The sequence below is a fragment of the Kitasatospora sp. NPDC001132 genome (assembly GCF_053598415.1).
Genome location: NZ_JBSFKF010000004.1, coordinates 212,253 through 236,650, shown reverse-complemented (window position 1 = coordinate 236,650; position 24,398 = coordinate 212,253). Strand labels below are relative to the sequence as shown.

The following is a 24,398-nucleotide window of genomic DNA, read 5'->3' as shown; positions in this document are numbered from 1 at the left end:
CGCCCCCTGTCCGGACCCTCCGCCACGGGCGACGCCAATCACGCTGCCGGCGGGCAACACGGCTCTACAACCCTCGGAGGATGGCGTGAAGAAGCGTCAGCTCATCTCGACGCTCGGGACCATGGCACTGGCGGTCGGTCTGACGGCCTGTTCCTCGACCGCGAAGCCCGCGGGCGGCGGCGTTCCCGCCGGCTCCGCGGACGCGAAGGGCGCCGCCGGCACCGTCACCGTCTGGCTGATGGACGACGCCCAGAAGAACTGGCCGGACCTGGTCCAGCGGGTCAACGACGAGTTCGCGGCGAAGTACCCGAACATCAGCCTCAAGCTCGTCTACCAGGGTTGGGCCGACAAGGTCGGCAAGCTCGACAAGGCCATCGCCGACGGCAGCGCCCCCGACGTGGTCGAGCTGGGCAACACCGAGACCATGAAGTACGTGCTCTCCGGCGCGCTGGCCCCGGTGGACCGCGGCACCTTCGACAACTCCGACAGCTGGATCAAGGCGCTCGCCAACACCTGCACGTACCAGGACAAGCTCTGGTGCGTGCCCTACTACGCCGGCTCCCGGGTCGCCATCTACAACTCCACCGCCTTCCAGCAGGCCACCGGCAGCGCCGACTTCCCGAAGACGGAGACGGAGCTGCTGACCGCGCTGGACAAGATCGCGGAACGGAACAAGGCCGACAAGACCTTCTCCCCGCTGTACCTGCCCGGCCCGTACTGGTACGCCGCGATGAGCTACGTGGCCGCGTACGGCGGCGCCATCGCCAAGTTCGACGGCTCCGGCAACTGGCACGGCACCCTGCACGACCCCAAGTCCCAGCAGGGCATAGCCCACTTCGTCGACCTGGTGCGCAAGTACAACAAGGGCGACCTGACGGTCAACGAGCAGAACCAGTTCGAGTCGATGGCCCGCGGGCACGCCGCGTCCTTCTACGGCAACGGCTACGAGGCGGCCAGCGTCACCGCGCCGGTCACCGGCGACCCGAGCCTCAAGGACGCCGTCAAGGTGGCCACCATGCCCGGCCCGGACGGCAAGCCGCTGCCGACCTTCATCGGCGGCTCCGACCTCGCCCTCACCGCCAAGTCCCAGCAGGCGGCGGCGGCCACCGACTGGATCCGGATGTTCACCGGCACCAAGTCCCAGCAGGCGCTGGCCGACAAGGACATCCTGCCGAACAACCTGACCCAGCTGAACCCGTTGAAGAACAAGCCGACCACCGCCGCCGCGGCCAACGCCGTCCCGGACGCCTGGTTCACCCCGCTGGCACCCGGCTGGGGCGCGATCGAGAAGCAGAAGATCATCCCGGACATGCTGGCCTCGATCCTCAAGGGCAAGTCGGTGGACCAGGCCACCAAGGAGGCCGACGCCGCGATCGACCAGCTGATCAACAAGGCGTCCTGACCTTCCGTCGCGGCCCGTCGCGGTGTGCCCCTCCGGCCTCCGGAGGGGCACGTCCGTCCGGCCTCCGGAGGGGCGCGTCCGTCCGCGCGGGGTGCGCGGACGGAGTGCCCGGCGGCAGGTGCGACCGTAGGATTGCCGCACGAAGTACCGCAGCGAGTGTGCGGACTCGCCGCCGTGGAGGTCCCCGCCGGGCAGCCGCCCGGGCGGGGTCGAAGCGTCTCATCGGAGGCAGACCCAGATGTCCGACCCGCAGACTGTTCCCGTCCCCGGCCGGATCATGGCGGCGGAGATGGCCGAGCAGCCGGCCGTCCTCCAGCGCATCCTCGACGAGGGTGCCCCGAAGATCCGCGAGGTCGCCGCGCAGATCGCCGCCCGCAAGCCGCGGTTCGTCCTGCTCACCGCGCGCGGCACGTCCGACAACGCCGCGCTGTACGCCAAGTACCTGATCGAGATCCTGCTGGGCAAGCCGGCCGGACTGACCTCGATGTCCACCACCACCGCGTACGGGGCCAAGCCGGACCTCACCGACGTCCTGGTCGTCACCGTCAGCCAGTCCGGCGGCTCGCCCGACCTGGTGGCCTCCACCAAGGCCGCCCGCGAGGCCGGCGCCATCACCCTCGCGGTGACCAACAACGCCGCCTCGCCGCTGGCCGAGGTCTCCGAGTTCCACATCGACGTGCTGGCCGGCCCGGAGAAGGCGCTGCCGGCCACCAAGACCTACACCGCCGAGCTGCTGGCGCTCTACCTGCTGGTCGAGGGCCTCGCGGGGGCATGGGGGTACCCCCTGCCGAAGGCTGGGGGAGGCTCGGCCGCCGAGGGGCTGCCGGCGCTGGCCGCCGGGGTGCTGGCGCGCGGGGCCGAGGTGAAGGCGCTGGCGGAGCGCTACCGCTTCGCCCAGCGCCTGGTGATCACCTCGCGCGGCTACGGCTACCCGACCGCCCGCGAGGCGGCGCTCAAGCTGATGGAGACCACCTACATCCCGGCCACCCCGTTCTCCGGCGCGGACCTGCTGCACGGTCCGCTGGCCATGGTGGACAACGTCTCGCCGGTCATCGCGATCGTCCCGGACGGCAAGGGCGGCGAGGCCCTCCAGCCGGTGCTGGACCGCCTGCGCGGGCGCGGCGCGGACCTGGTGGTGGTCGGCCGGCAGGCGCAGGTGGACGCGGCCTCGGCGGGCTTCGCGCTGCCGACCGGCGTACCCGAGGAGGTGCAGCCGATCCTGGAGATCCTGCCGCTGCAGCTGCTGGCCTACGAGGTCACCATCGCCCGCGGCCAGGACCCGGACGCCCCGCGCGCCCTGGCCAAGGTCACCGAGACGCGGTAGGCCCGTCTCTTGGATTCCGTCGGCCCCGGAAAGGATCCGGGAGGCGGGCCCTGACCCCACCCCGGGCGAGGAGTCGGCCCCCGGTCCACAGGTCTGTGGACCGGGGGCCGACTTCCTGAGCGGCGGGCAGGTGGTTCCGGGGGTGGAAAGCACTACGGGCCACGGCGCCGACACGGGACCCTCAACCCGTGCGGCACCGCAGCCCGGAGCTGTCGTCGGGCGCCGGAGTCGATCGAGAACTGTGCGGGGTCCTCGATCTGCGGCGTCCGACCGAGGAGGGGTCGCGCGCGGTCAGGGCAGTTGCGCGGGGGCCTCTCCTTGGTGCTCTTTCATTGTGGACTAGACCAATCTCGGTTGTCCAGGCCTCTCGGAAAATTGGTCTAAACAACTCCGGGGGTGGCAGGGCCCGGCGCCGGGCCTCCCGCCGGACTCGCCCTGGCCCTCCCGCAGGCGTACCCGCAGGCCCGCTCACAGGTCCGCCGCGCCCCGCCGGGACCGGCGGCGATACGCTCGCCATGTGCCCTCGCTGAACGAACTCGTCCGCCGCCACACCACCCTCACCGGGGCCGACGTGGAATGGCTCCACCACCTGGTCTCGGAGTGGCAGCTGCTCTCCGACCTCTCCTTCGCCGACCTGGTGCTGTGGATCCCCACCTGGGACGGCATCCGCTACGTCTCGGTGGCGCAGATGCGGCCCAACACCGGGCCCACCTCCTACCAGGACGACATGGTCGGCCACCTCGTCCCGCGGGGCCGCCGCCCGCTGCTGGACGCCGCCTTCGACGAGGGCCGGATCGTGCGCGAGGGCGACCCGGAGTGGCGCGAGGAGGTCCCGGTCCGGGTCGAGTCGATCCCGGTCCGGCGCGAGGGCAAGGTGCTGGGCGTGATCGCCCGCAACACCAACCTGCTGACCGTCCGCACCCCGAGCCGGCTGGAGCTCACCTACCTCCAGAGCGCCTCCGACCTGGCCCAGATGATCGCGGCCGGCTCCTTCCCGTTCCCCGACGTCGAGCAGGCCGACATGGACGCCGCGCCCCGGGTCGGCGACGGCCTGATCCGGCTGGACGCGGACGGCATCGTCACCTACGCCAGCCCCAACGCCCTCTCCGCCTACCACCGGCTCGGCCTCACCACCGACCTGGTCGGCAGCCACCTCGGCCGGGCCACCGCCGACCTCGCCCCGCCGTCCCGCTCGGCCGTCCACGAGGCGCTGGTGAAGCTGGCGAGCGGCTGGGCGCCCCGGCAGACCGAGGTCGAGGCGCAGGGGGGAGTGGTGACCCTGCGGGCGATCCCGCTCAAGCCCAAGGGCACTCTGACGGGTTCGCTGGTGCTGTGCCGGGACGTCACCGAGCTGCGCCGCCGGGACCGCGAGCTGATGACCAAGGACGCCACCATCCGGGAGATCCACCACCGGGTGAAGAACAACCTCCAGACCGTCGCGGCCCTGCTGCGGCTGCAGTCCCGCCGGATGGACTCGGAGTCCGGCCGGGCCGCGCTGGACGAGGCGGTGCGCCGGGTCGGCTCGATCGCGATCGTGCACGAGACGCTCTCCCAGGCGCTGGACGAGCAGGTGGCCTTCGACGAGATCGCCGACCGGGTGCTGGCGATGGTGATGGAGCTGTCCCAGGACGGCCGGGTGGCGACCCGCCGCACCGGCAGCTTCGGCATCCTGTCCGCCGAGGTGGCGACCCCCCTGTCGATGGTGCTGACCGAACTGCTCCAGAACGCCCTGGAGCACGCGTTCGGCCCGACCGCCTCCGGGAACCTGGAGGTCAGCGCGCTGCGCGGCCGGGCCCCGGCGACCGGGAAGGGCTGGTCGGACAGCTGGAACGGCGGCGCCCGGCCGGAGGAGTACCTGCTGATCACGGTGCAGGACGACGGCCGCGGCATGCCTGAGGGGTTCGACCCGAAGACGGCGGGCAACCTCGGGCTGCAGATCGTCCGGACGCTGGCCACCGGTGAGCTCGGCGGCACCTTCGACATGGTGGCCGGCCCGAACGGCGGGACCAAGGTGGTCCTGGAGATCCCGGTCCGCTGAGGCCGCGCGAAGTGCGCGAAGGTGTGCGGCGTGCACGAAAGTGTGGGACGTGCGCGAAGGTGCGTGGCGGGGGCGTGTACGCGGCGGAAGCGCCGGGTGCACGCTCCACGCACCGGCGTGCGGAAGCAGGTGCGCAACTGGGTGCGCAACCGGGAGGCGGAAACAGAAACGAGGCCCTGTCGACCGGGGGGGTGGGTCGACAGGGCCTCTCAACCCGTTCCGGCCGTCGGGGGGAGTCGGCCGGAGCGGGGGCTCTGGGTGGTGCGACACCTCGCCGGTGCGTTGCACACGGTGAGCGCCACGGCTCCACGATATTGCTCTAAGTGAACAGTATCAAGTGCCTGGGCGGGTCCGGTGTCGCGGGACCTGGCTGGGCGAGGTCCTTTGTACGGAAGGCTTCACCAGGAGGTGCAGGGAAGCCTTTGATCATGTGTCGATCGGTACTGCGTTGCTGCTGGTGCTACGGCGTGTGATCGCGGGCGATCAGGCGGTGCGGGCGCGGTTGCGGGCGGCGCGGCGCTTCATCGCGCGACGCTCGTCCTCGCTCATGCCGCCCCAGACGCCGGCGTCCTGGCCGGTCTCGAGCGCCCACTGGAGGCACTGCTCCATCACCGGACAGCGGCGGCACACGGCCTTGGCTTCCTCGATCTGCAGCAGAGCAGGACCGGTGTTCCCGATCGGGAAGAACAGCTCCGGGTCCTCTTCGCGGCAGACAGCGCGGTGGCGCCAGTCCATGGTCGTCCAACTCCTCCTGCCGCGGGGGGTGGCCCGATCGGCATAATCGAATGGCTTGTGAATGTGAACGCTTTCACGAATCCCGCAACAGCAAAAGAGACCAAAGGCCCGCCGGGCCCGGGTGGTCTGTGCTGAGGGGATTCGGCGATTCGAGGGACGAACCGCGGTCGGCGCTCCTGTGGTTCCGGAGTTGCCGTCGCTGCGATGTGTCCCGATCGCCATGTAGAGGTTCGCAAACCTCGGGCTCGGATACAACCCCCTTCGGGGAGGAATTTTGGATTCTTCGGTGTCGCCTAGCTCACAGCCAGTACTTCTATGGAGTGAAGGGGGCTTGTGCGTTCGAGAAGAAGGAGGAACCCCCCTTCCAGTCACACAATCACACGCAGTGCCCGCCGTACGCCTGTGAAACTGACGCGACTCCTGTCTCCAAGATGGTCCCCGTCGACCTGGAACGGGGCCGCTTCCTCCGAAACCAAGGTGAAGTGTCTGACGTCGTGATAGGAGACGACGTGCTTCCCGGAGGGACCGGCCGGAGGGGCGCCGTCGCTCGAAGGCGCGTACGACCGCAGGATCTGACGGACCGTTCGAGCCGTGCCGAACGCCGTCATCCGGGTGATGCCGAAGACGTCCAGATCCGTGTCGAAGGAGGCGAGCGGTGAGGGGTAGACCGGACGGTTGCCGAGGAAGGTCCACGGCGAGGTGTTGCTGACTATCGACAGGACCAGACCCGAAACCCGCTCGCGGCCAGGCAGCTCAAGGGAGACCGGGCCGGAACGGCGCTGCTCACGCTGGGTGAAGTAGTGCCGCAGGGCCTGGCCGACGTACAGGGCGTGGGTGGACTTGCGCCCGGCCCGTCGCTGTGCCTCGACCCGGCCGACCACCCCGGCGTCGAAGCCGAGGCCGGCGGTGAAGGTGAACCAGCGGTCCGGCAGCCCCTCCGTCATCGCCTTGCCCAGCCCGATCGGCCGCTCCCGGCCGTGCTCCAGCGCGTCCAACAGGACACCGGTGGCCTCCACCGGGTCGTTGGGCAGGCCCAGCGCGCGGGCGAACACATTGGTCGAACCGCCCGGCACCACGGCCAGTCGCGGGACCTTCTCGCCCGGGCCGTGCGCCAGCAGCCCGTTCACCACCTCGTTGACGGTGCCGTCCCCGCCCAGCGCCACCACCAGGTCGACCGTGCCGTCCTCCGCCGCCTCGCGGGCCAGGTCGCGCGCGTGGCCCCGGTACTGGGTCTCGGCGACCTCCAGCTTGAGATCGCTGCGCAGGGCGTGGATCAGGACGTCCCTGGTCCGGCCACTGGTGGTGGTGGCCTTGTGGTTCACGACCAGGAGAGCGCGCATGGGGAAAGCCTACGGGTCGGTACGGACCAACCGGCGGCTACCCTGCTGGAGTGACCGCAGAAACCTCCGCCCCCGCACCCTCGGCCGGCTCCGGGCGCCCGGCCTCCCTGACGCTGGGCGCCGCCATCACCGCCCTGGAGGGCGTCGCGCTGGCCCTCGTCGGCGTCTCGGACATGGTGTCCGCGCTGTCCGGCCAGGCCAAGCAGCTCGCCCTGAACGAGTTCGGCGGAGCGGTCATCGTGCTGCTCGGCGTGCTGCCGGTGCTGGCCGCCCGCGCGCTGCTCAGGGAGCGCCGCTGGGGCCGCAGCCCGGCCGTGCTGACCAACTCGATCTGCCTGCCGGTCGCCTACTACATGGTCGAGAGCGGCGGCGCGATGATCGCGGTCGGCGCGCTGGTCGGCGTGCTCGGCCTGGTGGGCATCGGCTGCCTGCTGAACCCGAAGTCGACGGCGGCCCTGTACGCCCCGTCCGAGGACTAGGGCACACAGGGCCGGGGGCACGCGGGGCCGGGAGTCGTACGCGCGGCCGCCCGAGCTGAGCGGCCGTCAGTCCTACTCCTCCACCAGGAGCTTCTCCCGCAGCTGTGCCAAGGTCCGGGCGAGCAGCCGGGACACGTGCATCTGGGAGATCCCCACCTCGGCGGCGATCTGCGACTGGGTCATGTTCCGGAAGAACCGCAGCACCAGGATCTTCTGTTCCCGGGGCGGCAGTTGGGCCAGCAGCGGCTTGAGCGACTCGCGGTACTCGACGCCCTCCAGCGCCTCGTCGGTGGCGCCCAGGGTGTCCGCGACGGCCGGCGACTCGTCGTCGCTGTCCGGCACGTCCAGGGACAGCGTGGAGTACGCGTTGGCGGACTCCAGGCCCTCCAGGACGTCCTCCTCGGAGATCCCCAGGTGCTCGGCCAGCTCGTGCACCGTGGGGGAGCGGCCGTGCCGCTGGGAGAGCTCGCTGGTCGCCGTGGTGAGCGACAGCCGCAGCTCCTGGAGCCTGCGCGGGACGCGCACCGCCCAGCCCTTGTCGCGGAAGTGCCGCTTGATCTCCCCGACGATGGTCGGCGTCGCGTAGGTGGAGAACTCGACCCCGCGCTCGTGGTCGAAGCGGTCCACCGACTTGATCAGGCCGATGGTGGCGACCTGGGTCAGGTCGTCCAGCGGCTCGCCCCGGTTGCGGAAGCGCCGGGCCAGGTGCTCGACCAGCGGGATGTGCATCCGCACCAGCTGGTTGCGCAGCTCGACCCGCTCCGGGGAGCCCTCGGGCAGCGCGGACAGCCGGACGAACAGCGCGCGGGCGGCCTCCCGGTCCGGGGCGCCGGTGCGGTGCGAGCCCTGGGTGGGGACGGTGCCGTGCAGCTCGGCCTCGTCCGCCGGGTCCGTCCCGTCCGCCGGGTCCGGCGGGGGCACGGCGGCAGGCGTCGGCTCGGACGTCGGCTCGGTGGGGTGGCTCATCCGCTGGGCGTCCTTCGGGTGCGCTTCGTCGTTGGCGGCGAGGCCGGGAACGCTCGCCTGGGTCGGTACGGCAGGTCCCGCCGTCGCGAGGCCGGTACGGTCCAGATCACTCACGGCCATTCCCCCGTTCCGTTCCGGGAGCACCGGGGCCGGCGGCCCCGGAATCGTCTCGTTGGTCGTACCGCGTGGGCGGCGGTACCGGGAGCCGTCCGTCGGGCCCCGGGGCGGGGATCGGCGGACGGCCCTTGCGCGGGTGCTGCTCGGTCGTGCGGTTCGGCTCGGCGCCCGGCTAGTGGGCGGCGGAGCCGCCGCGCTTCTTGTGCAGGCTGATCGACACGGTGTTGTCCTCGCCGACCGAGGAGTCGACCTCGCCGGCCAGGGCGGAGAGCACCGTCCAGGCGAAGGTGTCCCGCTCGGGGGCCTTGCCGTCGGTGGTCGGGGCGGAGACGGTGACCTTCAGCGAGTCGCCGACCAGCCGGAACTCGCAGGACAGGACGGAGCCGGGCACCGCCTGCTGGAGCAGGATGGCGCAGGCCTCGTCGACCGCGATCCGCAGGTCCTCGATCTCGTCGAGCGTGAAGTCCAGCCGGGCCGCCAACCCGGCCGTCGCTGTTCGCAGGACGGAGAGGTAGGCCCCCGCTGCGGGCAGCCGGACCTCCACGAAGTCCTGAACACCGAGATCGCCGTCGATCTGGGACACCCTTGCCTCCTGGGCGACGCGCCGTGCCTTCTTTGGTACCCCGCTTGTTACCGCTTGCTACCCCCGAAGGGGGGCCGGCGCGGCGGATCCGCCATCGCTCTGCCTTCCGCAACCCCGGTTCGGGAGTTACTCATGGTAAGGCATTGCGACGCAGGGTGGCAGACCCTTTCCCCGGACTCCGGAGGGCCGTTCAGCGCCGTCCGGCGTCGGCCAGCGCCTCGTCGGTGAGCCGGTACACCGTCCACTCGTCCATCGGCACCGCGCCGATGGACTTGTAGAAGTCGATCGAGGGCTGGTTCCAGTCCAGGACCGACCACTCGACCCGGGAGTAGCCGCGCTCGACGGCGATCCGGGCCAGTTCCAGCAGCAGCGCCTTGCCGTGGCCGCCGCCGCGGGACTGCGGGCGGACGTACAGGTCCTCCAGGTAGATCCCGTGGGTGCCGCGCCAGGTCGAGAAGTTGCGGAACCAGACCGCGAAGCCGACCGGCTCACCGGTTGTGTCGTCCTCGGCGATCAGCCCGAACAGGGCCGGGTTCTCGCCGAACAGGGCCTGGTGCAGCTGCTCCTCGGTGGCCTTCGCCTCGTGCAGTGCCTGCTCGTAGTCCGCGAGTTCGCGGATCATGGCGTGGATGACGGGGACGTCGGTGGCGACAGCGGTGCGGATCATGCCAGTGAGCCTACTGCTCGGGACCGGTCTCGTCCCAGGCCTGGACGGAGGTCTGGTCGACGATCCGCCCGTCCCGCAGCCCGGCCATCGAGGACATCAGCACCCGGACGCCGTCCGGGTACCGGCAGGACTCCAGGAAGGCGACGTGGTCGCCCTGGACCACCACCTGTTCCAGCTTGTGGGTCATCTCGCGGCTGTAGATGTCGTCCAGCATGGCGCCGATCTCCTCCCGCCCGTGCATCACCAGGGGGTGGCTGGGCTGGGTCTTGCGATCGACCATGCGCAGTTCGGCGTCCTCCGCGTAGAGCGCGAGGAGGGTCTCGGCGTCGCGGCGCTCGATGCCCTGGCGCAGTGCGCGGGTGTCGAAGGCGGCGGGGGTCGCCGTGGTGGTCATGATCTCGCTCCTCCGGTCGGGTTCCGTCGGCTCGTACCTTGAGCGTACGCCCGGCCGCCCGGGGCCGGAGGAGCGGGAGCGGGACCGGTCAGCGGGCCGGGACGGTGCGCAGGTACCCGGCCAGCGCGCCGACCGCGGCCGGGTTGCGCGGGCTCTCCACCAGGTCGACGTAGTCCATGACGAAGATCCGGTCGTTCCTGATCGCGGCGACGTCGGCCAGCGGCGGGAAGGACTTGAGGAACTGCCGCTTCTCCTCGGCCCCGGGCGTCGCGTAGTCGTTGATCACGATCACCTCGGGGTCGCGCTCCACCACGCTCTCCCAGCCGGCCGTGACCCAGGTGTCGGCGAGGTCGCCCATGATGTTGGTCCCGCCGGCCTTGGCGATGATCTCGTTGGCGGCGGCGAACTTCCCGGCGGTGTACGGCTTGTCCTGCCCGCTGTCGTACAGGAAGACGGACGGGTGGCGCTCGGGCTGCGGGACGGCGGCGATCTGCGCCTTGAAGTCGGCGATCAGCTTGTCGGCGCGGTCCTTGACGTCGAAGATCTCGCCGAGGTTGGCCAGGTCGATGTAGAGCGCCTCCAGCGGGTCCATCACGCCGCGCACGGTGCCCCTGCCGGTGCGGCAGGACTCGCTGAGCACGTACGAGTCGACGCCGAGCGCCTTGAAGGCCTGCGGGGTGACGCCGCTGCCCTCGTCGAAGCCGTAGTGCCAGCCGGCGAAGACCAGGTCGGCCTTGGCGTCCAGGGCGATCTCCTTGGTGAGCACCTTCTTGGAGAGCCAGGTGGTCTGCTGGTAGCCGTCCTTCCAGGCGACCTTGTCGATCTGCCCCTTGTCGTCGGGCATCACGTAGCCGGCCATCCGGTCGGCGAGGCCCAGGGAGAGCATCAGCTCGGTGATGTTGACGTCGTTGGTCACCACCCGGGCGGGCTTCCGGTCGAAGGTGAGCTTCTCGCCGCAGTTGTCCACCGCCACCGGGTAATGGGCGGAGGCGGTGGCGGTCTCCTTGGGGGCGATCTCGGCGCCGCAGGCGGTGAGTCCGAGGGTGAGCAGGGCGGTGGCGGCAACGGCCTTGGTGCGCACGGTGGTTCCTCTGGGCAGGGGAGGGCGGATCAGACGGGGTGGTCGAGACGGTCGAACAGCAGCTGGAGGGCACCGCTCTCCGGGTGCCGCACCGGGGTGGCCCGGACGCCGAACACCTCGGCCAGCAGGGCGGGTCGGAGCACCTCCTCGGGCGTGCCGGAGGCGACGATCCGGCCGGCCCGCAGCACGTACAGCAGGTCGCAGTGACCCGCCGCCAGGTTGAGGTCGTGCAGCGCGGTGAGCACCGTCGGGCCGGCCTCGCGGGCGAGCGCCAGCACCTCCAACTGGTGGGCGATGTCGAGGTGGTTGGTGGGTTCGTCCAGCACCAGCAGGCGCGGCTCCTGGACCAGGGCGCGGGCGAACAGCACCCGCTGCTTCTCGCCCCCGGACAGGCTCAGGAAGCCGCGCTCGGCCAGGTGCCCGGCCCGGACCTTGCGCAGCGCCTCGGCGCAGCGCTCCGCGTCCCCGTCGGTGGGGGCGCCGAAGCCGCGGCGGTGCGGCAGCCGGCCCATCGCGACCACCTCGGCGACGGTGAAGTCGAACTCGGCGGAGTGCTCCTGGGTCAGTGCGGCCACTCGGCGGGCCGTCTCGCGGGCGGTGAGGGCGTGCAGGTCGTCGCCGGCCAGCCGGACCGCGCCGCCGGCCGGCTTCAGCACCCGGTAGACGCAGCGCAGCAGCGTCGACTTCCCGCTGCCGTTCGGGCCGATGAGCCCGACCACCTGTCCGGCGGCGGCCGCCAGGCTCACCTCGTGGACCAGTCGGGTGCCGGCCGGCTCTACCGAGACGGCGTCGACGGCGAGGTCCTGGGCGTGCGCGGCCACGGCGGCCGCCTCGGTCACGTCGGTCACCGGGTGCCTCCGAAGGACTGGCCGCGGCGGCGCATCATCAGCAGGAAGGCGGGCACGCCGAGCACTGCGGTGAACACCCCGACGGGCAGTTCGGCGGGCGCCAGCAGGGTGCGCGAGGCGATGTCCACCCAGACCAGCAGCAGGGCCCCGGCGAGCGGGGCGATCACCAGCACCCGGCGGTGCCCGGCGCCGACCAGCATCCGGGCCAGGTGCGGCATCAGCAGCCCGACGAAGCCGATCGCCCCGCTGACCGCGACCACGGTGCCGGTGACGGCGGCGGTCACCACGAACAGCTCGCGGCGCAGCCGGTCCGGGTCCACGCCGAGCGAGGCGGAGGTCTCGTCGCCCATCGCGAGCGCGTCCAGCCGTCCGGCGGCGCAGGCCAGGTGGGCGAGGCCGGCCAGGACGGTGACGGCGGCGATCGGCACCGAGCCCCAGGTGGCGCCGCCGAGGCTGCCGAGCAGCCACATCATGGCGTCCCGGGCGGCCTCGCCGCGGTCGGCGGCGAAGACCATCAGGGTGGTGGCGGCGGAGAACCCGTAGGACAGGGCCGTGCCGGTGAGCACCAGGCGCAGCGGGGTGAGCCCGAACGCGGTGCGGGCGGCGAGGTAGACCAGCGTCATGGCGGCCAGGGCGGAGCCGAAGGCGGAGGCGGAGATCGCCCACACGCCGAGCGAGGCGAAGGCGCCGAACAGCAGGACGGCGTTGGCGCCGACGGCCGCGCCGGAGGAGATGCCGAGGACGAAGGGGTCGGCCAGCGCGTTGCGCACCAGGGCCTGGACGGCGACGCCGCAGGCGGCCAGTCCGGCGCCGACCACGGCGGCCAGTACGGTGCGCGGCAGCCGGATCTCCCAGACGATCGCGTACGCGGCCGCCTCGTCCGCCTCCAGTCGACCGCCCGTCAGCCCGGCGCCCAGCAGCCGCAGCACCCGGGGCAGGCCGAGCCCGGAGGAGCCGAGGGCGACCCCGCAGACCAGCGAGAGCAGGAGGGCGGCGCCGAGGCCGGCGGCGAGCGGGACGACGGGTGTGCGACGAGTGGGCGGGCCGACTGCACGGTCTGCGGGTGCGCGGTTCACGGGTGCGCCTTGCCTCGGGCCGGGGGTGCGCCGGGGCGGGCGCGGGCCGGGGCGTGCCGGGGCGCCGTTCCCCTCGCAGTCCACGGCGAGTTCTCGGGAGTTCGGCGGCCGAGGGTGATCGGGCTGGCGCGGCCGTACGGGCTGGTACGGGCCGTGCTCACCGTTGCGGGTCAGCGCCGGATTCACACCGGACTTCCCCCTCGGACGCCCTGGCAGCATAACAGCCACTCAGGGCAGGCAACCCTTACCGTTCGAGGATCGGGCGTGAACGCACGACCGCCCCCGTCCGGTGGTCCGGACGGGGGCGGTCGGGTGGCGACGCGTCAGGCTCAGGCCTGCTTGGTCTCCCAGAAGATCTTGTCGACCTCGGCGATCAGGTCCAGCAGGGCCTGGCCGGTGGCCGGGTCGGTGGACGCCTTGGCGGCCGAGGCGGCCTTCAGGGTGTCGTTGATCAGCTGGTGCAGCTGCGGGTACTTCTCGAAGTGCGGGGCCTTGAAGTAGTCGCTCCACAGCACCGAGATGTGGTGCTTGACGGCCTCGGCGCGCTGCTCCTTGATGATGATGGCGCGGGCGCGGAAGTGCGGGTCCTCGTTGGCCTGGTACTTCTCCTGGGTGGCCTTGACGGACTCGGCCTCGAGCTTGGCCTGCGCGGGGTCGTACACGCCGCAGGGCAGATCGCAGTGGGCGTGGGCGGTGGCACGCGGTGCAAACAGACGAGAGAACATGGGAGTCCTTCCTTAGATCGTCTTCCCGCGCCCGAGATTACCCTTCCGCCCGCCCGGTTTCGCGATCGGGCGGCGGGCCTAGGGCGAAAGACGGACCCGGAACCGGGGTATTCCGGACATCGGAGCGCTGACGGCCCGTACGGCAGACTGGGGTACGGGCGGAGCGGGAGGAGGAGTCGTGGCGCGGAGCACGCGACCGGAGGACGTCGGAGCCGGGGACCGGGGCGGCGTGCTGCCGTTCGGGCTGGTCGACGTGGCGGGGCCGTCGATGGTCCCGACCCTGCGCGAGGGCGACCGGCTGCTGGTCCGGTACGGCGCGCCGATCCGGCCGGGCGCGGTGGTGGTCTTCCGGCACCCGTTCCAGCAGGACCTGCTGGTGGTGAAGCGGGCCGCCGAGCGCCGGCCCAAGGGCTGGTGGCTGCTGTCGGACAACCGCCCGGTGGACAGCGACAGCCGCAGTTACGGCGCCGTCCCGGACGAGCTGGTGCTCGGCCGGGTGCTGCTGCGGCTGAGCCCGAGCCCGGCCTGGCTGGCGCCGGGGCGCCGGCTGGAGCGGCTGCTGCTCACCCCGCGGCTGGCCCGGGTGCCGGGCCTGGCCCGCCGGCTCGGCGCCTGGGTGGAGGAGGTCTGAGGCCCTGGGGCCCGGACTCCCGGGGCCTCGACCTCCCGGGGCCTGGGTTCGCGAGGGCCTAGGCCCGGCCCGCGGCCTCCGCCTCCTGGCGCTTGCGGGCCCGGTAGGCGGCCACGTTGGCGCGGGTCGCGCAGCGGTCCGAGCAGTAGCGGCGGGAGCGGTTGGTCGAGGTGTCCAGGTAGGCGTTGCGGCAGGGCGCGGCCTGGCAGATGCCGAGCCGGTCGGCGCCCAGCTCGGTCAGGTGGACGGCCAGGCCCATGCAGGCGACCGCGGTGTAGTGCGCGGTGGCGGTGGGGGAGTTGTCGGCCAGGTGCAGGTGCCAGCGCGGCCGCCCGGCGTCGTCCGGGTAGTCGTGTCCGGAGACCAGCGGGCTGACGGGGTACTCCATCAGCAGGCTGTTCAGCAGGTCGACGCCGCGGACCTCGTCGCCCTCGGCGGCGGCCTCGAAGACGCCGCGCAGCCTGGTCCGCACCGCCCGCAGCCGGGGCAGGTCGGACTCGTCGGCGAGGGCGGCGGCCCGCGAGGAGTCGGAGAACAGGCCGCGCACCGCCTCCACGGAGGTCAGCGCGTCGGTGCCGCGCTCGGGCTCCTCGGTGTTCACCAGCCGAACGGCGAGATCGGCGTAGGCGGCGAGCTCCACAGGGGTCCTTCCAGATTCGGTAACGGGCTGACTGCTTCCAGCCTATTACTCGTACGGCGTTCCGGCCTCCTTTCCCCGGCGGGAAAGGAGGCGGCGCCCGGCAGGACGGGGTCTGCCGGGCGCCGACGGTACCGCCTAGAGCACCTTGGACAGGAAGGCCCTGGTGCGCTCGTGCTGCGGGTTGGTGAGCACCTCGCGGGGGTTGCCGGACTCGACCACCACACCGCCGTCCATGAACACCAGGGCGTCGCCGACCTCGCGGGCGAAGCCCATCTCGTGGGTGACGACCACCATGGTCATGCCCTCCTCGGCGAGGCCGCGCATGACGTCGAGGACGTCGCCGACCAGCTCCGGGTCGAGTGCGGAGGTGGGCTCGTCGAAGAGCATCAGCTTGGGCTTCATGGCCAGCGCGCGGGCGATCGCCACGCGCTGCTGCTGGCCGCCGGAGAGCTGCGAGGGGTAGTTCCCGGCCTTGTCGGCCAGGCCGACCCGCTCCAGCAGGGCCATGCCGCGCTCGCGGGCGTCGGCCCTGCTCTCGCCCTTGACCTGGACCGGCGCCTCCATGACGTTCTCGACGGCGGTCATGTGCGGGAACAGGTTGAAGCGCTGGAAGACCATGCCGATGTCGCGCCGCTTGAGGGCGACCTCGCGGTCCTTGAGCTCGTGCAGCCGGTCGCCCTTCTGCCGGTAGCCGACCAGCTCGCCGTCCACCCAGAGGCGGCCGCCGTTGATCTTCTCCAGGTGGTTGATGCACCGCAGGAAGGTCGACTTGCCGGAGCCGGAGGGGCCGATCAGGCAGAACACCTCGCCCTGCTTGACCTCCAGGTCGATGCCCTTGAGCACCTCGACCGGGCCGTAGGACTTGTGCACGTTCTCCGCGCGGACCATGGGCTCGGTGGACGCCGCGGCGTCGGCGGGGGTCTTGCTCAGGTCGGTCATACGTGACCACCTCCCTCGAGCCCCGGGACGACGTCGGCGGTCGTCCTGGGAGCGGGCTTCCCGGCGAACAGGCCCCGCAGCCGCTGCAGCGGGGTGGGCGGCAGGGTGCGGTTGGAGCCCCGGGCGTAGTGGCGTTCGATGTAGTACTGGCCGATGGTCAGTACCGAGGTGAAGAACAGGTACCAGAGGCTGACCACGATCAGCAGCGGGATGTTCTGGTAGTTGCGGGAGTAGATGACCTGGCCGGCCCGGAAGATCTCCTCGAGGGAGATCACGGAGACCAGCGAGGTGGTCTTGAGCATCGAGATGGTCTCGTTGCCGGTCGGCGGGATGATCACCCGCATGGCCTGCGGCAGGACGATCCGGCGCATGGTCTGGAACCGGCTCATGCCGAGCGCGTGCGCGGCCTCGGTCTGGCCCTCGTCGACCGACTGGATGCCGCCGCGGACGATCTCCGCCATGTAGGCGGCCTCGTTGAGGCCGAGACCCAGCAGGGCGGCGACGAAGGTCGGGATCAGCACGTTGGTCTGCTCGGACCAGAACTCCGGCCCCCACGGCACGCCGATCGACAGCTTGGCCCAGATCAGGCCGAGGAAGTTCCAGAACACCAGCTGCACCAGGACCGGGGTGCCGCGGAAGATCCAGATGTAGACCCAGGCGACGCCGGCCAGCAGCGGGTTCGGGGAAAGGCGCATCACCGCGAGGACGATGCCGCCGACCACGCCCATGAGCATGGCGAGAACGGTCAGTTCCAGCGTCACCAGCAGGCCGTGCATGATGCTGTCGTGGAACAGGTACTGACCGACGATGTCCCACTTGAAAGCGGGGTTGGTGAAGAGGGCGCTCACGAGCATCGCCGCGAGTACGGCGATGACGACGGCGCCGGCCCAGCGTCCGGGGTGACGGACGGGGACGGCCCTGATGGTCTCGGGCCGCCCCTTCTCCGCCGTCCCCTTGTCCAAAGAGTTCACGGTGTGGCCTCGGGGGATAAGTGAAGCGTACGAGGGTCAGGAGGCGCTGTTGACGACCGACTTTTCGATGGCGCCGGCCTCGACACCCCACTTGCTGAGGATCTGCTTGTAGGTGCCGTCGTCGATCAGCGACTGGACGGCGCCCTGGATGGCCGGGGTGAGCTTGGAGCCCTTGGCCAGGGCCACGCCGTAGGGGGCCACGCCGTAGGTCTCGCCGATCTTCTCCAGCTGGCCGCCGGACTGCTTGACCGCGTAGTCGACGACCTGGGAGTCGGCCATCAGCGCCTGGTCGCGGCCGGAGACCACGGCGTTGGTGACGTCCGTCTGGAGGTCGAACTTGTCGCCCCCGTTCTGGATGCCCGGCTTGCCGGCCTTGGCGCAGTCGGGGTCGCGGGTGTCCTTGATCTCGTCGGCCTGGGTGGTGCCGGTCTGGACGGCGACCTTCTTGCCGCAGAGGTCCTTCGGGTCGATCTTCTCCGGGTTGCCCTTCTTCACCGCGACGGCGCTGCCGGAGTTGAAGTAGGTGACCATGTCGACGATCTGCTCGCGCTCCTTGTTGTCCGTGAAGGACGACATGCCGAGCTGGAACTTGTTCGACTGGATGCCGGGGATGATCGCGGTGAAGCCGGAGTCCTGGACCTCGGCCTTCAGGCCGAGCTTGGCGGCGATGGCGTTGGCCAGGTCGACGTCCATGCCGATGACCTTGCCGCTGTCGTCCTTGAACTCGTCCGGCGCGTAGGAGGCGTCCGCGCCCACCACGAGCTTGCCGGCCGCCTTGACGTCATCCGGGACGAGCGAGGCCAGCTTGGGATCGGCCTTGACCTCGTTGACGGTCGCGGAGGCGTTGGGGGCGCCGCTGCCGTCGCTCTTGCTGCTGCTGCAGCCGGTCAGCACGAGGGAGACCGACGCGGCGACCACACCGGCTGCGAGGAGCCGGCTGCGCTGGGTACGGGTGGTCATGAGGGGGATCTCCATCCTGGGGGAGAGAGGTCGGGCGGAGCGCGCCGCGGGAGCGGCGCACCGGAACGGCGAGCCGCGCGGCTCGGTACGGGTGCGTGTCGCCGTACGTCGTCGTACGTGCAGGCCGGGTCGTGCAGTTGCCCGGGCGCGGGGGGTGCCGCCCGGGGGTGTACGAGGTACTGCTTCCGCCACCCTCCGCCGAGGTGGACGTTGACCGGTCGGCCTCGACCAGTGGCCGGCTCGATCCGAGATGGGGGGAATCCTGCCATCTGATGACAGTCAGGTGGCCCTCATCCAGATCAAAATCGGATAACGAGGGGTCGCACTGTCCGCTATTCGGACTTATCCCGGGCCCCTGTCACTCTGCGCATAAGTATGCAGACCCGTCCGTGCCGTACCCGGCGGCCCGCCGCCCGCCGGTCAGATGCCCCCGTTGACCACCGCGTTCTGCGCCGCGCCGGCGCTCACGTTCCACTTGGCCAGGATCTTGTCGTACTCACCGCTGCGGATCAGCTGGTCGATCGCCTTGGCCAGCACGTCGCGCAACTGCCCGTCGTCCTTGCGCAGCGCGATCCCGTACGGGTTGGAGGTGGACTGCCCGCCGGTCAGCTCGAAGCGGGCGCCGCCGTCGGTGGTCTTCGCCGCGTAGGCGGCCACCGGGAAGTCGTTCAGGCCGGCCGCGGCCGCGCCGGAGGCGACCTCGGCCAGCGCCTTGGTGTCGGTGTCCAGCTTGTGGGGGACCAGCGCGGGACGGCCGGCCCGGGCGCAGACGGACACCTGGCGGGTGACGATCTCGTCCTGGGTGGTGCCCTGCTGGAACGCCACGGTCTTGCCGCACAGGTCGTCCAGGCTCTTGACCGCCTTGGGGTTGCCCTTCGGGACGACGATCGAGCTGCCGGCGATGAAGTAGTCCACGAAGTCCACGCCGGGGCCGGCCTGCTTGCCGTTCTCGTCCAGGGCGTCACGGCGCTTGCGGGTGTCGCTGAGCGCCGACATCGCCACGTCGTACTGCTTGGCCTGGAGGTTCGGCACCAGCTTGTCGAAGGGGGTGTCGACGAACTCGACCCGCACGTCGAGGATCCGGCCCAGGGCGGCGGCGAGCTCCGGGTCGAGGCCGGTCGGGGTGCCGTCCGGGCCGCGGAACTCCACCGGGGGGTAGTTGACGTCCATTCCGACCCGCAGCACCCCGGCCGACCGCAGGGCCTTCGGCAGCTTGCCGCGCAGGTCCTTGACCGGATCCTCCGCGGCGGCCTGCCCGCCGCCGCCGCAGCCGGTCAGCAGCAGGGCTCCGGCGGTCGCCAGGGCGGCGGCGGCCGGGATCGGACGGCGGGCGAGTCGGGCGTGACGCATGAGGGCGGCTCCTGAGGGAGAGACGGGCGCCGCCACGGTGTCGCGCGGGTGTACGCGAAATGGCGGACAAGCGATCCTGCCATCCCGGCCTGCCGGGCCCGGCAGCGGGTGTGTCAGAATTCGGTACCGGGTGACCCCCGAACGCTCGAACCAGACCGACGAGCCCCGACAGGCTCGCGGTGCTCGGGAACGGAAGTCCTCACGTGGCTCCGTATCCGGGGTGCCGACTCCCTTCGGACCTGCGTTCACTCCTGCGGGTGCGCGTGCGCTCATGCCGCTGCCGCCGTCGGTGCCTGCGCTGAGACGCCGGGCTCCCGTGACGACAGCTCGGCGATGAACCGTACGTGACGAGGACGAAAAGGCATAGGTGCGATGCCGTCGTCCGACCTACGCTCGGCCCGTAAGCACAACGCGGACAACAGAAGACCCAACAAAACCCTCATCCGAGGGCGCCGCCCGACGGCAGCGCCCCGACCCTGACCCCGGGTCCGCTTCGGCGTACCCGGTTTCCGGTTTCCGGCCGGGTCGTCCTCCCGTCGGCCGCGCGTCCTCGCCAGATCAATGACGAAGAGGTCATCGTGGCAGCGGAGATCATCAGCAGCACCCAGGACACCGACGATCCGGTCGACGCGGTTTTCGCGCTCCACCGCGGCGGCAAGATGGAGATCCGGGCGACCGTCCCGGTGCGCGACGCGGACGACCTGTCCCTCGCCTACACCCCCGGTGTCGCCCGGGTCTGCACGGCCATCGCCGAGCAGCCGGAACTGGTCAACGACTACACCTGGAAGTCCAACACCGTCGCGGTGGTCACCGACGGCACCGCGGTGCTGGGCCTCGGCGACATCGGCCCGCAGGCCTCGCTGCCCGTGATGGAGGGCAAGGCCATCCTGTTCAAGCAGTTCGGCGGCGTGGACGCGGTGCCGATCGCGCTCGCCTGCACCGAGGTCGACGAGATCGTCGAGACCGTGGTCCGGCTGGCGCCCTCCTTCGGCGGCGTCAACCTGGAGGACATCTCCGCGCCCCGCTGCTTCGAGATCGAGCGCCGGCTCCAGGAGGCCCTGGACATCCCGGTCTTCCACGACGACCAGCACGGCACCGCGATCGTCACCACCGCCGCCCTGTGGAACGCCGCCAAGGTGACCGGCCGTGAGATCGGCTCCCTGCGGGCCGTCATCTCCGGCGCCGGCGCGGCCGGCATCGCCATCGCCAAGATGCTGGTCGCGGCCGGCATCGGCGACGTGGCCGTCTGCGACCGCAAGGGCGTGGTGTACGAGGGCCGCGGCGACCTCACCGACGTCAAGGCCGAGATCGCCGCGCGGACCAACCGCACCGGCCTCAAGGGCTCGCTGGCCGACGCGATGGCCGGCGCCGACGTGTTCATCGGCGTCTCCGGCGGCACCGTGCCGGAGGAGGTCGTCGCGACCATGGCCGAGGGCGCGTTCGTCTTCGCGATGGCCAACCCCACCCCGGAGATCCACCCCGAGGTCGCGCACAAGTACGCCGCGGTGGTCGCCACCGGCCGCAGCGACTTCCCGAACCAGATCAACAACGTGCTGGCCTTCCCCGGCATCTTCGCGGGCGCCCTCCAGGTCCGCGCCTCCCGGATCACCGAGGGCATGAAGCTGGCCGCCGCCAAGGCGCTGGCCGGCGTCGTGGCCGACGAGCTGACGCCGCAGAAGGTCATCCCCTCCCCGTTCGACGAGCGGGTCGCGCCGGCGGTCACCAAGGCCGTCGCCGAGGCCGCCCGGGCGGAGGGCGTGGCGCGGATCTGACGACGCGCCGGGGGAGCGCGCCGGCCGCGGCGGCCGCTCCCCCGCACCCCCGCCGAGCCGAAGGGCGCGCCGCTGCCGGAAGCGAGCGGCGACAAGCGGGGTGCGAGCGCCGGAGCGCCGGGCGTCGGCAGTGGGTCAGAGCGCCCGGAGGCGAGCGGCGTAGTCGGAGCCGGGACAGCCGGGACACGCGTCACACGTTCGCGTGGTTCCCGGCCCCGGCCGTCGGAGCTATCGTCCGGGGCATGTTCGCTGCCTACGCCGCACGTATCGACGCCGCCGACCCGCTGAGCGGGCTGGAGCTGGGCGACCTCCCCGAGCCGCAGGCCCGTCCCGGGTGGAGCGTGGTCACGGTCCGGGCCGCCAGCCTCAACCACCACGACCTCTGGTCGCTGCGCGGGGTCGGCCTGCCCGCCGAGAAGCTGCCGATGATCCTCGGCTGCGACGCCGCCGGCGTCGACGAGCACGGCAACGAGGTGGTCGTGCACTCGGTGATCGGCCAGAGCGGCCACGGGGTCGGCCCGGACGAGCCGCGGTCCATCCTGACGGAGCGCTACCAGGGCACCTTCGCCCAGCGGGTGGCCGTCCCCACCTGGAACCTGCTGCCCAAGCCCGCCGAGCTGAGCTTCGAGCAGGCCGCCTGCCTGCCCACCGCCTGGCTGACGGCGTACCGGATGCTGTTCACCAACGCCGGGGTCAAGCCCGGGGACACCGTCCTGGTGCAGGGCGCGGGCGGCGGGGTGGCGACCGCGCTGGTCGTCCTCGGCAAGGCGGCCGGCCTGCGGGTCTGGGTCACCGGACGGGACGAGGCCAAGCGCGCCCGGGCGGTGGAGCTCGGCGCCGACGCGGCCTTCGAGAGCGGCGCCCGGCTGCCCGAGCGGGTGGACGCGGTCATGGAGACGGTCGGCGCCGCGACCTGGTCGCACTCGGTGAAGTCGCTGCGCCCGGGCGGCACCGTCGTCATCTCCGGGGCCACCTCCGGCCCCAGCCCGAGCTCCGCCGAGCTGAACCGGATCTTCTTCCTGGAGCTCAAGGTGGTCGGCTCGACCATGGGCACCAAGGAGGAGCTGGCCGGGCTGCTCTCCTTCTGCGCCAACACCGGCGTCCGGCCGGTGATCGACTCGGTGCTGCCGCTGGCCGAGGCCAGGGACGGCTTCGCCCGGCTCGCCAAGGGCGACGTCTTCGGGAAGGTCGTCCTCAACCCCTGACCCGGGGCCGTCCGAGGCTCCGCACAGGTGGCGGCCCGGCGCCTCCCGAAGGGGGCGCCGGGCCGCCGTTCCGGACCGTCGGCGTCAGCCGAGCAGTCGCTTCAACCGCTCGCCCGCGGTGCCCAGCACCGTACGGGCCTCGGCAAGCTCGTCCGCGCCCACCCCGCCGTCCCTGGCCGCGTCCCGCACCTGGTCGCGAAAGCGGTCGAGCAGCCGCTCCAGCTCACGGGCCGGATCCCCGGCCGGGTCGGTGCGGGCCCACGACGGCAGGTCGGCCGGGGTTCCGGGCGCGTTCTCGTCCTTGTCCAGGTCGATCCTGGTCACGGTGACCTTCTCGGTGGGCTCCGCGGCCGGCTCCTCCGGGCCGTGGCCCCAGCGGGCCGCGTCGGCCAGCCCGGCCAGGCCCTTGGTCAGCTCGGACAGGCCCTCGGCCAGCCCGGTCGGCCAGTCGCCCTTCGCGGCGTGCTCGCGCACCTGCTGCTCGACCCGGCGCTTGATCCGCAGCGCTTCCTGCTGCGCGGCGGTGCGCGAGGCCTTGGCCTGCTCGCGCAGCCGGCGGGCCTCCGCCTCGGCGGCCTTCGCCTTGGCCTTGGCGGCCTGCTCCTGCTCCCGGGCGCGCTTGGCCTGTTCCTTCGCCTGCTGCTTGAACTGGGCGAACTCCTCCTTGGCGCGCTGCCAGGACTCGTTGTCGCCCCAGGGCCCGGCCCACGGGTCGCCGCTCTCGGCGCGCTCCGGCCGGGGCGCCTGCTTGGCGGCGTTCCACAGCTCCTCGCGCAGATCCTTGGCGCTGTCCCGGACGTCCTCGCGGATCGCCCCGGCGAGCTGCGCCACGGAGTCGTGGATCTCCAGCTCCAGCTCGTCCAACTCGCCCTGCCGGGCTTCGAGTTCGACGCGTCCGGCGTCGGTCAGCCGGTACACCTTGCGGCCGCCCTCGGTGCTGTGGGTGACCAGGCCCTCCTGCTCCAGCTTGGCCAGCCGCGGGTAGACCGTCCCGGCCGAGGGGGCGTACAGGCCCTGGAAGCGCTCCCCCAGCAGCCGGATCACCTCGTAGCCGTGCCGCGGGGACTCGTCCAGCAGCTTCAGCAGGTACAGGCGGAGCCGACCGTGGCCGAACACAGGGGTCATCTCAGGCCTCCTTGGTGAGGTTCGGCGTACCGGGGCCGGCCGGGAGTTCCTTGACGACCACCGGGCCCTCCTCCTCCGCGTCGGGGCGGCGCAGCACGGTGACCGCGCCGGAGACGGTGGTGACGTTGAGGTTGCCGCGGCCCTCGCCGAGTCGGCCGGAGATCTTCTTGGCGCCCCAGGTGCTGCTCATCTGGAGCTGCTCGAAGGTGCTGGAGACGTCGCCGCTGGTGGAGCCGGCCTCGACGGTGGCGTCGGCCGCGGAGGGGATCCGGACCACGACCGCGCCGCTGACGGTGTTGACCTTGACGTCGGTCTCGCCGGCCACGTCGAGGTCCAGGGTGACGGCGCCGGTGACGGTGTTGGCCTGGATCCGGTCGGCGGTGCCGGCGATCACGGTGAGCTGCCCGGAGACGGTGTTGACCTTGAGGCGGCCGCCGACCGCCTGGGCGTCGACGTCGCCGGTGACGGTGCTCGCGTCGATCCGGCCGGTCACCCCGGCGAGCGTGGTGTCGCCGTTGGCGCTCTGCACCGAGACGCGCCCGTCGATGCCGCTGACGGTGGCGTGGGCGGACACGGTGCCGACCTTGACCTCGACGTCGGCGGGGACGGTCACGGTGACACCGGCGATCCGCTTGCGCTTGAAGGAGCCGAAGAAGTTCCGCACCGAGCCGACGGACTTGACCCAGTCGCCGAACTCGCCCCAGCTGTTGATGTCCTTGTAGGTCACGGTCAGGACGCCGTCCACCAGGGTCACGTGCAGCGGGTCGCCGACCAGCTCGGTGACCTCGAGACGGGCCGGGCCGTCGGCCGCCACCACGTTCACCGTGCCCTCGATGGTCCGCACGTGCAGCGCGCGCACCGACTCGTCGAAGGTGATCCTCTCGGTGCCCTCGACCGTCCACTGGCTCATCTCTGCCGCCTCCCGTTGGCGATCGCGATGTATCGCGTTCTCTTCTAAAGACGATATATCGCGTGCCGGCAGAGTCAAGCGCTCCGGCCCCCGTCCCGACCCCGATCCGTCCCCGATCCG

General features: G+C 71.7%; 24 protein-coding genes and 1 riboswitch. Of the genes, 7 read left to right on the top strand and 17 right to left on the bottom strand.

Annotation, left to right across the window (positions count from 1 at the left end; translation table 11 throughout):
* Window positions 1–121: 121 nt before the first annotated feature.
* The 3 genes from ACWDBE_RS07985 (at window position 122) to ACWDBE_RS07975 (ending at window position 4,764) form a co-directional block, all read left to right on the top strand.
* Complete coding sequence (locus ACWDBE_RS07985; protein ID WP_449790092.1) at window positions 122–1,402, top strand: extracellular solute-binding protein; 1,281 nt, start codon at window positions 122–124, stop codon at window positions 1,400–1,402.
* 238 nt (window positions 1,403–1,640) lie between these two features.
* Window positions 1,641–2,726: an SIS domain-containing protein gene (locus ACWDBE_RS07980; RefSeq protein ID WP_449807516.1), complete on the top strand. Its 1,086-nt coding sequence runs from the start codon at window positions 1,641–1,643 to the stop codon at window positions 2,724–2,726.
* 517 nt (window positions 2,727–3,243) lie between these two features.
* Window positions 3,244–4,764 carry a sensor histidine kinase gene (locus ACWDBE_RS07975; protein WP_449790001.1) on the top strand — a complete coding sequence of 507 codons (1,521 nt, stop codon included), beginning with the start codon at window positions 3,244–3,246 and terminating at the stop codon, window positions 4,762–4,764.
* A 483-nt stretch (window positions 4,765–5,247) separates the two neighbouring features.
* On the opposite strand, the gene ACWDBE_RS07970 is transcribed toward ACWDBE_RS07975, so the two are convergent.
* Window positions 5,248–5,499, bottom strand: a complete 252-nt coding sequence (locus tag ACWDBE_RS07970; protein WP_014138019.1) for a WhiB family transcriptional regulator — start codon at window positions 5,497–5,499, stop codon at window positions 5,248–5,250.
* A gap of 368 nt (window positions 5,500–5,867) precedes the next feature.
* Window positions 5,868–6,839, bottom strand: coding sequence for a diacylglycerol/lipid kinase family protein (locus tag ACWDBE_RS07965; protein ID WP_449790000.1), 972 nt, complete (start codon window positions 6,837–6,839; stop codon window positions 5,868–5,870).
* A 50-nt stretch (window positions 6,840–6,889) separates the two neighbouring features.
* Between ACWDBE_RS07965 and ACWDBE_RS07960 the strand changes: the two genes are divergently transcribed.
* Window positions 6,890–7,318: a hypothetical protein gene (locus ACWDBE_RS07960; RefSeq protein WP_449807515.1), complete on the top strand. Its 429-nt coding sequence runs from the start codon at window positions 6,890–6,892 to the stop codon at window positions 7,316–7,318.
* 72 nt (window positions 7,319–7,390) lie between these two features.
* Here the strand turns inward: ACWDBE_RS07960 and ACWDBE_RS07955 are convergent, their stop codons facing one another.
* The 8 genes from ACWDBE_RS07955 to sodN form a co-directional block, all read right to left on the bottom strand.
* Window positions 7,391–8,404 (bottom strand): RNA polymerase sigma factor SigF, encoded by a 1,014-nt coding sequence (locus tag ACWDBE_RS07955; protein ID WP_449789998.1) that lies wholly within the window; start codon window positions 8,402–8,404, stop codon window positions 7,391–7,393.
* A 169-nt stretch (window positions 8,405–8,573) separates the two neighbouring features.
* Entirely contained in the window at window positions 8,574–8,984 is a 411-nt protein-coding gene (locus ACWDBE_RS07950) for an anti-sigma regulatory factor (RefSeq protein ID WP_449789997.1), read from the bottom strand.
* Window positions 8,985–9,174: 190 nt separating this feature from the next.
* A complete protein-coding gene (locus tag ACWDBE_RS07945) occupies window positions 9,175–9,651 on the bottom strand; it encodes a GNAT family N-acetyltransferase (protein WP_392873255.1) in 477 nt (158 codons plus the stop codon).
* A 10-nt stretch (window positions 9,652–9,661) separates the two neighbouring features.
* Window positions 9,662–10,045: a nuclear transport factor 2 family protein gene (locus ACWDBE_RS07940; RefSeq protein WP_449789996.1), complete on the bottom strand. Its 384-nt coding sequence runs from the start codon at window positions 10,043–10,045 to the stop codon at window positions 9,662–9,664.
* Window positions 10,046–10,133: 88 nt separating this feature from the next.
* Window positions 10,134–11,126 carry an ABC transporter substrate-binding protein gene (locus ACWDBE_RS07935; RefSeq protein ID WP_449807514.1) on the bottom strand — a complete coding sequence of 331 codons (993 nt, stop codon included), beginning with the start codon at window positions 11,124–11,126 and terminating at the stop codon, window positions 10,134–10,136.
* Window positions 11,127–11,155: 29 nt separating this feature from the next.
* Complete coding sequence (locus ACWDBE_RS07930) at window positions 11,156–11,965, bottom strand: ABC transporter ATP-binding protein (protein WP_449790091.1); 810 nt, start codon at window positions 11,963–11,965, stop codon at window positions 11,156–11,158.
* Between the two features lie 5 nt (window positions 11,966–11,970).
* On the bottom strand, window positions 11,971–13,050 hold the full coding sequence (locus ACWDBE_RS07925; RefSeq protein WP_449789994.1) for a FecCD family ABC transporter permease: 1,080 nt from the start codon (window positions 13,048–13,050) through the stop codon (window positions 11,971–11,973).
* 92 nt (window positions 13,051–13,142) lie between these two features.
* A riboswitch (cobalamin riboswitch) is annotated at window positions 13,143–13,291 on the bottom strand.
* A gap of 88 nt (window positions 13,292–13,379) precedes the next feature.
* Entirely contained in the window at window positions 13,380–13,775 is a 396-nt protein-coding gene (sodN, locus tag ACWDBE_RS07920; RefSeq protein WP_045699892.1) for a superoxide dismutase, Ni, read from the bottom strand.
* Between the two features lie 268 nt (window positions 13,776–14,043).
* Between sodN and sodX the strand changes: the two genes are divergently transcribed.
* On the top strand, window positions 14,044–14,406 hold the full coding sequence (gene sodX / locus ACWDBE_RS07915) for a nickel-type superoxide dismutase maturation protease (RefSeq protein ID WP_392874222.1): 363 nt from the start codon (window positions 14,044–14,046) through the stop codon (window positions 14,404–14,406).
* Between the two features lie 58 nt (window positions 14,407–14,464).
* On the opposite strand, the gene ACWDBE_RS07910 is transcribed toward sodX, so the two are convergent.
* The 5 genes from ACWDBE_RS07910 to ACWDBE_RS07890 all read right to left on the bottom strand — a co-directional run bounded on the left by ACWDBE_RS07910 (window position 14,465) and on the right by ACWDBE_RS07890 (window position 19,266).
* On the bottom strand, window positions 14,465–15,046 hold the full coding sequence (locus ACWDBE_RS07910) for a CGNR zinc finger domain-containing protein (RefSeq protein WP_449789993.1): 582 nt from the start codon (window positions 15,044–15,046) through the stop codon (window positions 14,465–14,467).
* 135 nt (window positions 15,047–15,181) lie between these two features.
* Window positions 15,182–15,934: an amino acid ABC transporter ATP-binding protein gene (locus ACWDBE_RS07905; protein ID WP_449793571.1), complete on the bottom strand. Its 753-nt coding sequence runs from the start codon at window positions 15,932–15,934 to the stop codon at window positions 15,182–15,184.
* A 47-nt stretch (window positions 15,935–15,981) separates the two neighbouring features.
* Window positions 15,982–16,956, bottom strand: a complete 975-nt coding sequence (locus ACWDBE_RS07900) for an amino acid ABC transporter permease (protein ID WP_449793570.1) — start codon at window positions 16,954–16,956, stop codon at window positions 15,982–15,984.
* 36 nt (window positions 16,957–16,992) lie between these two features.
* Window positions 16,993–17,916 (bottom strand): ABC transporter substrate-binding protein, encoded by a 924-nt coding sequence (locus ACWDBE_RS07895; protein WP_449793569.1) that lies wholly within the window; start codon window positions 17,914–17,916, stop codon window positions 16,993–16,995.
* A gap of 420 nt (window positions 17,917–18,336) precedes the next feature.
* The gene (locus ACWDBE_RS07890) at window positions 18,337–19,266 is read right to left on the bottom strand and encodes an ABC transporter substrate-binding protein (RefSeq protein ID WP_449793568.1); all 930 of its coding nucleotides are present in this window, start codon (window positions 19,264–19,266) and stop codon (window positions 18,337–18,339) included.
* 578 nt (window positions 19,267–19,844) lie between these two features.
* Here ACWDBE_RS07890 and ACWDBE_RS07885 point away from each other — a divergent pair.
* Window positions 19,845–21,038, top strand: coding sequence for an NAD(P)-dependent malic enzyme (locus ACWDBE_RS07885; protein WP_392873231.1), 1,194 nt, complete (start codon window positions 19,845–19,847; stop codon window positions 21,036–21,038).
* Window positions 21,039–21,280: 242 nt separating this feature from the next.
* Window positions 21,281–22,243, top strand: coding sequence for a zinc-binding dehydrogenase (locus tag ACWDBE_RS07880; RefSeq protein WP_449793567.1), 963 nt, complete (start codon window positions 21,281–21,283; stop codon window positions 22,241–22,243).
* A gap of 84 nt (window positions 22,244–22,327) precedes the next feature.
* Here ACWDBE_RS07880 and ACWDBE_RS07875 read toward each other — a convergent pair whose 3' ends face one another.
* Window positions 22,328–23,368: a PadR family transcriptional regulator gene (locus ACWDBE_RS07875; RefSeq protein WP_449807513.1), complete on the bottom strand. Its 1,041-nt coding sequence runs from the start codon at window positions 23,366–23,368 to the stop codon at window positions 22,328–22,330.
* Between the two features lies 1 nt (window position 23,369).
* Window positions 23,370–24,278, bottom strand: coding sequence for a DUF4097 family beta strand repeat-containing protein (locus tag ACWDBE_RS07870; protein WP_449793565.1), 909 nt, complete (start codon window positions 24,276–24,278; stop codon window positions 23,370–23,372).
* Window positions 24,279–24,398: the final 120 nt, after the last annotated feature.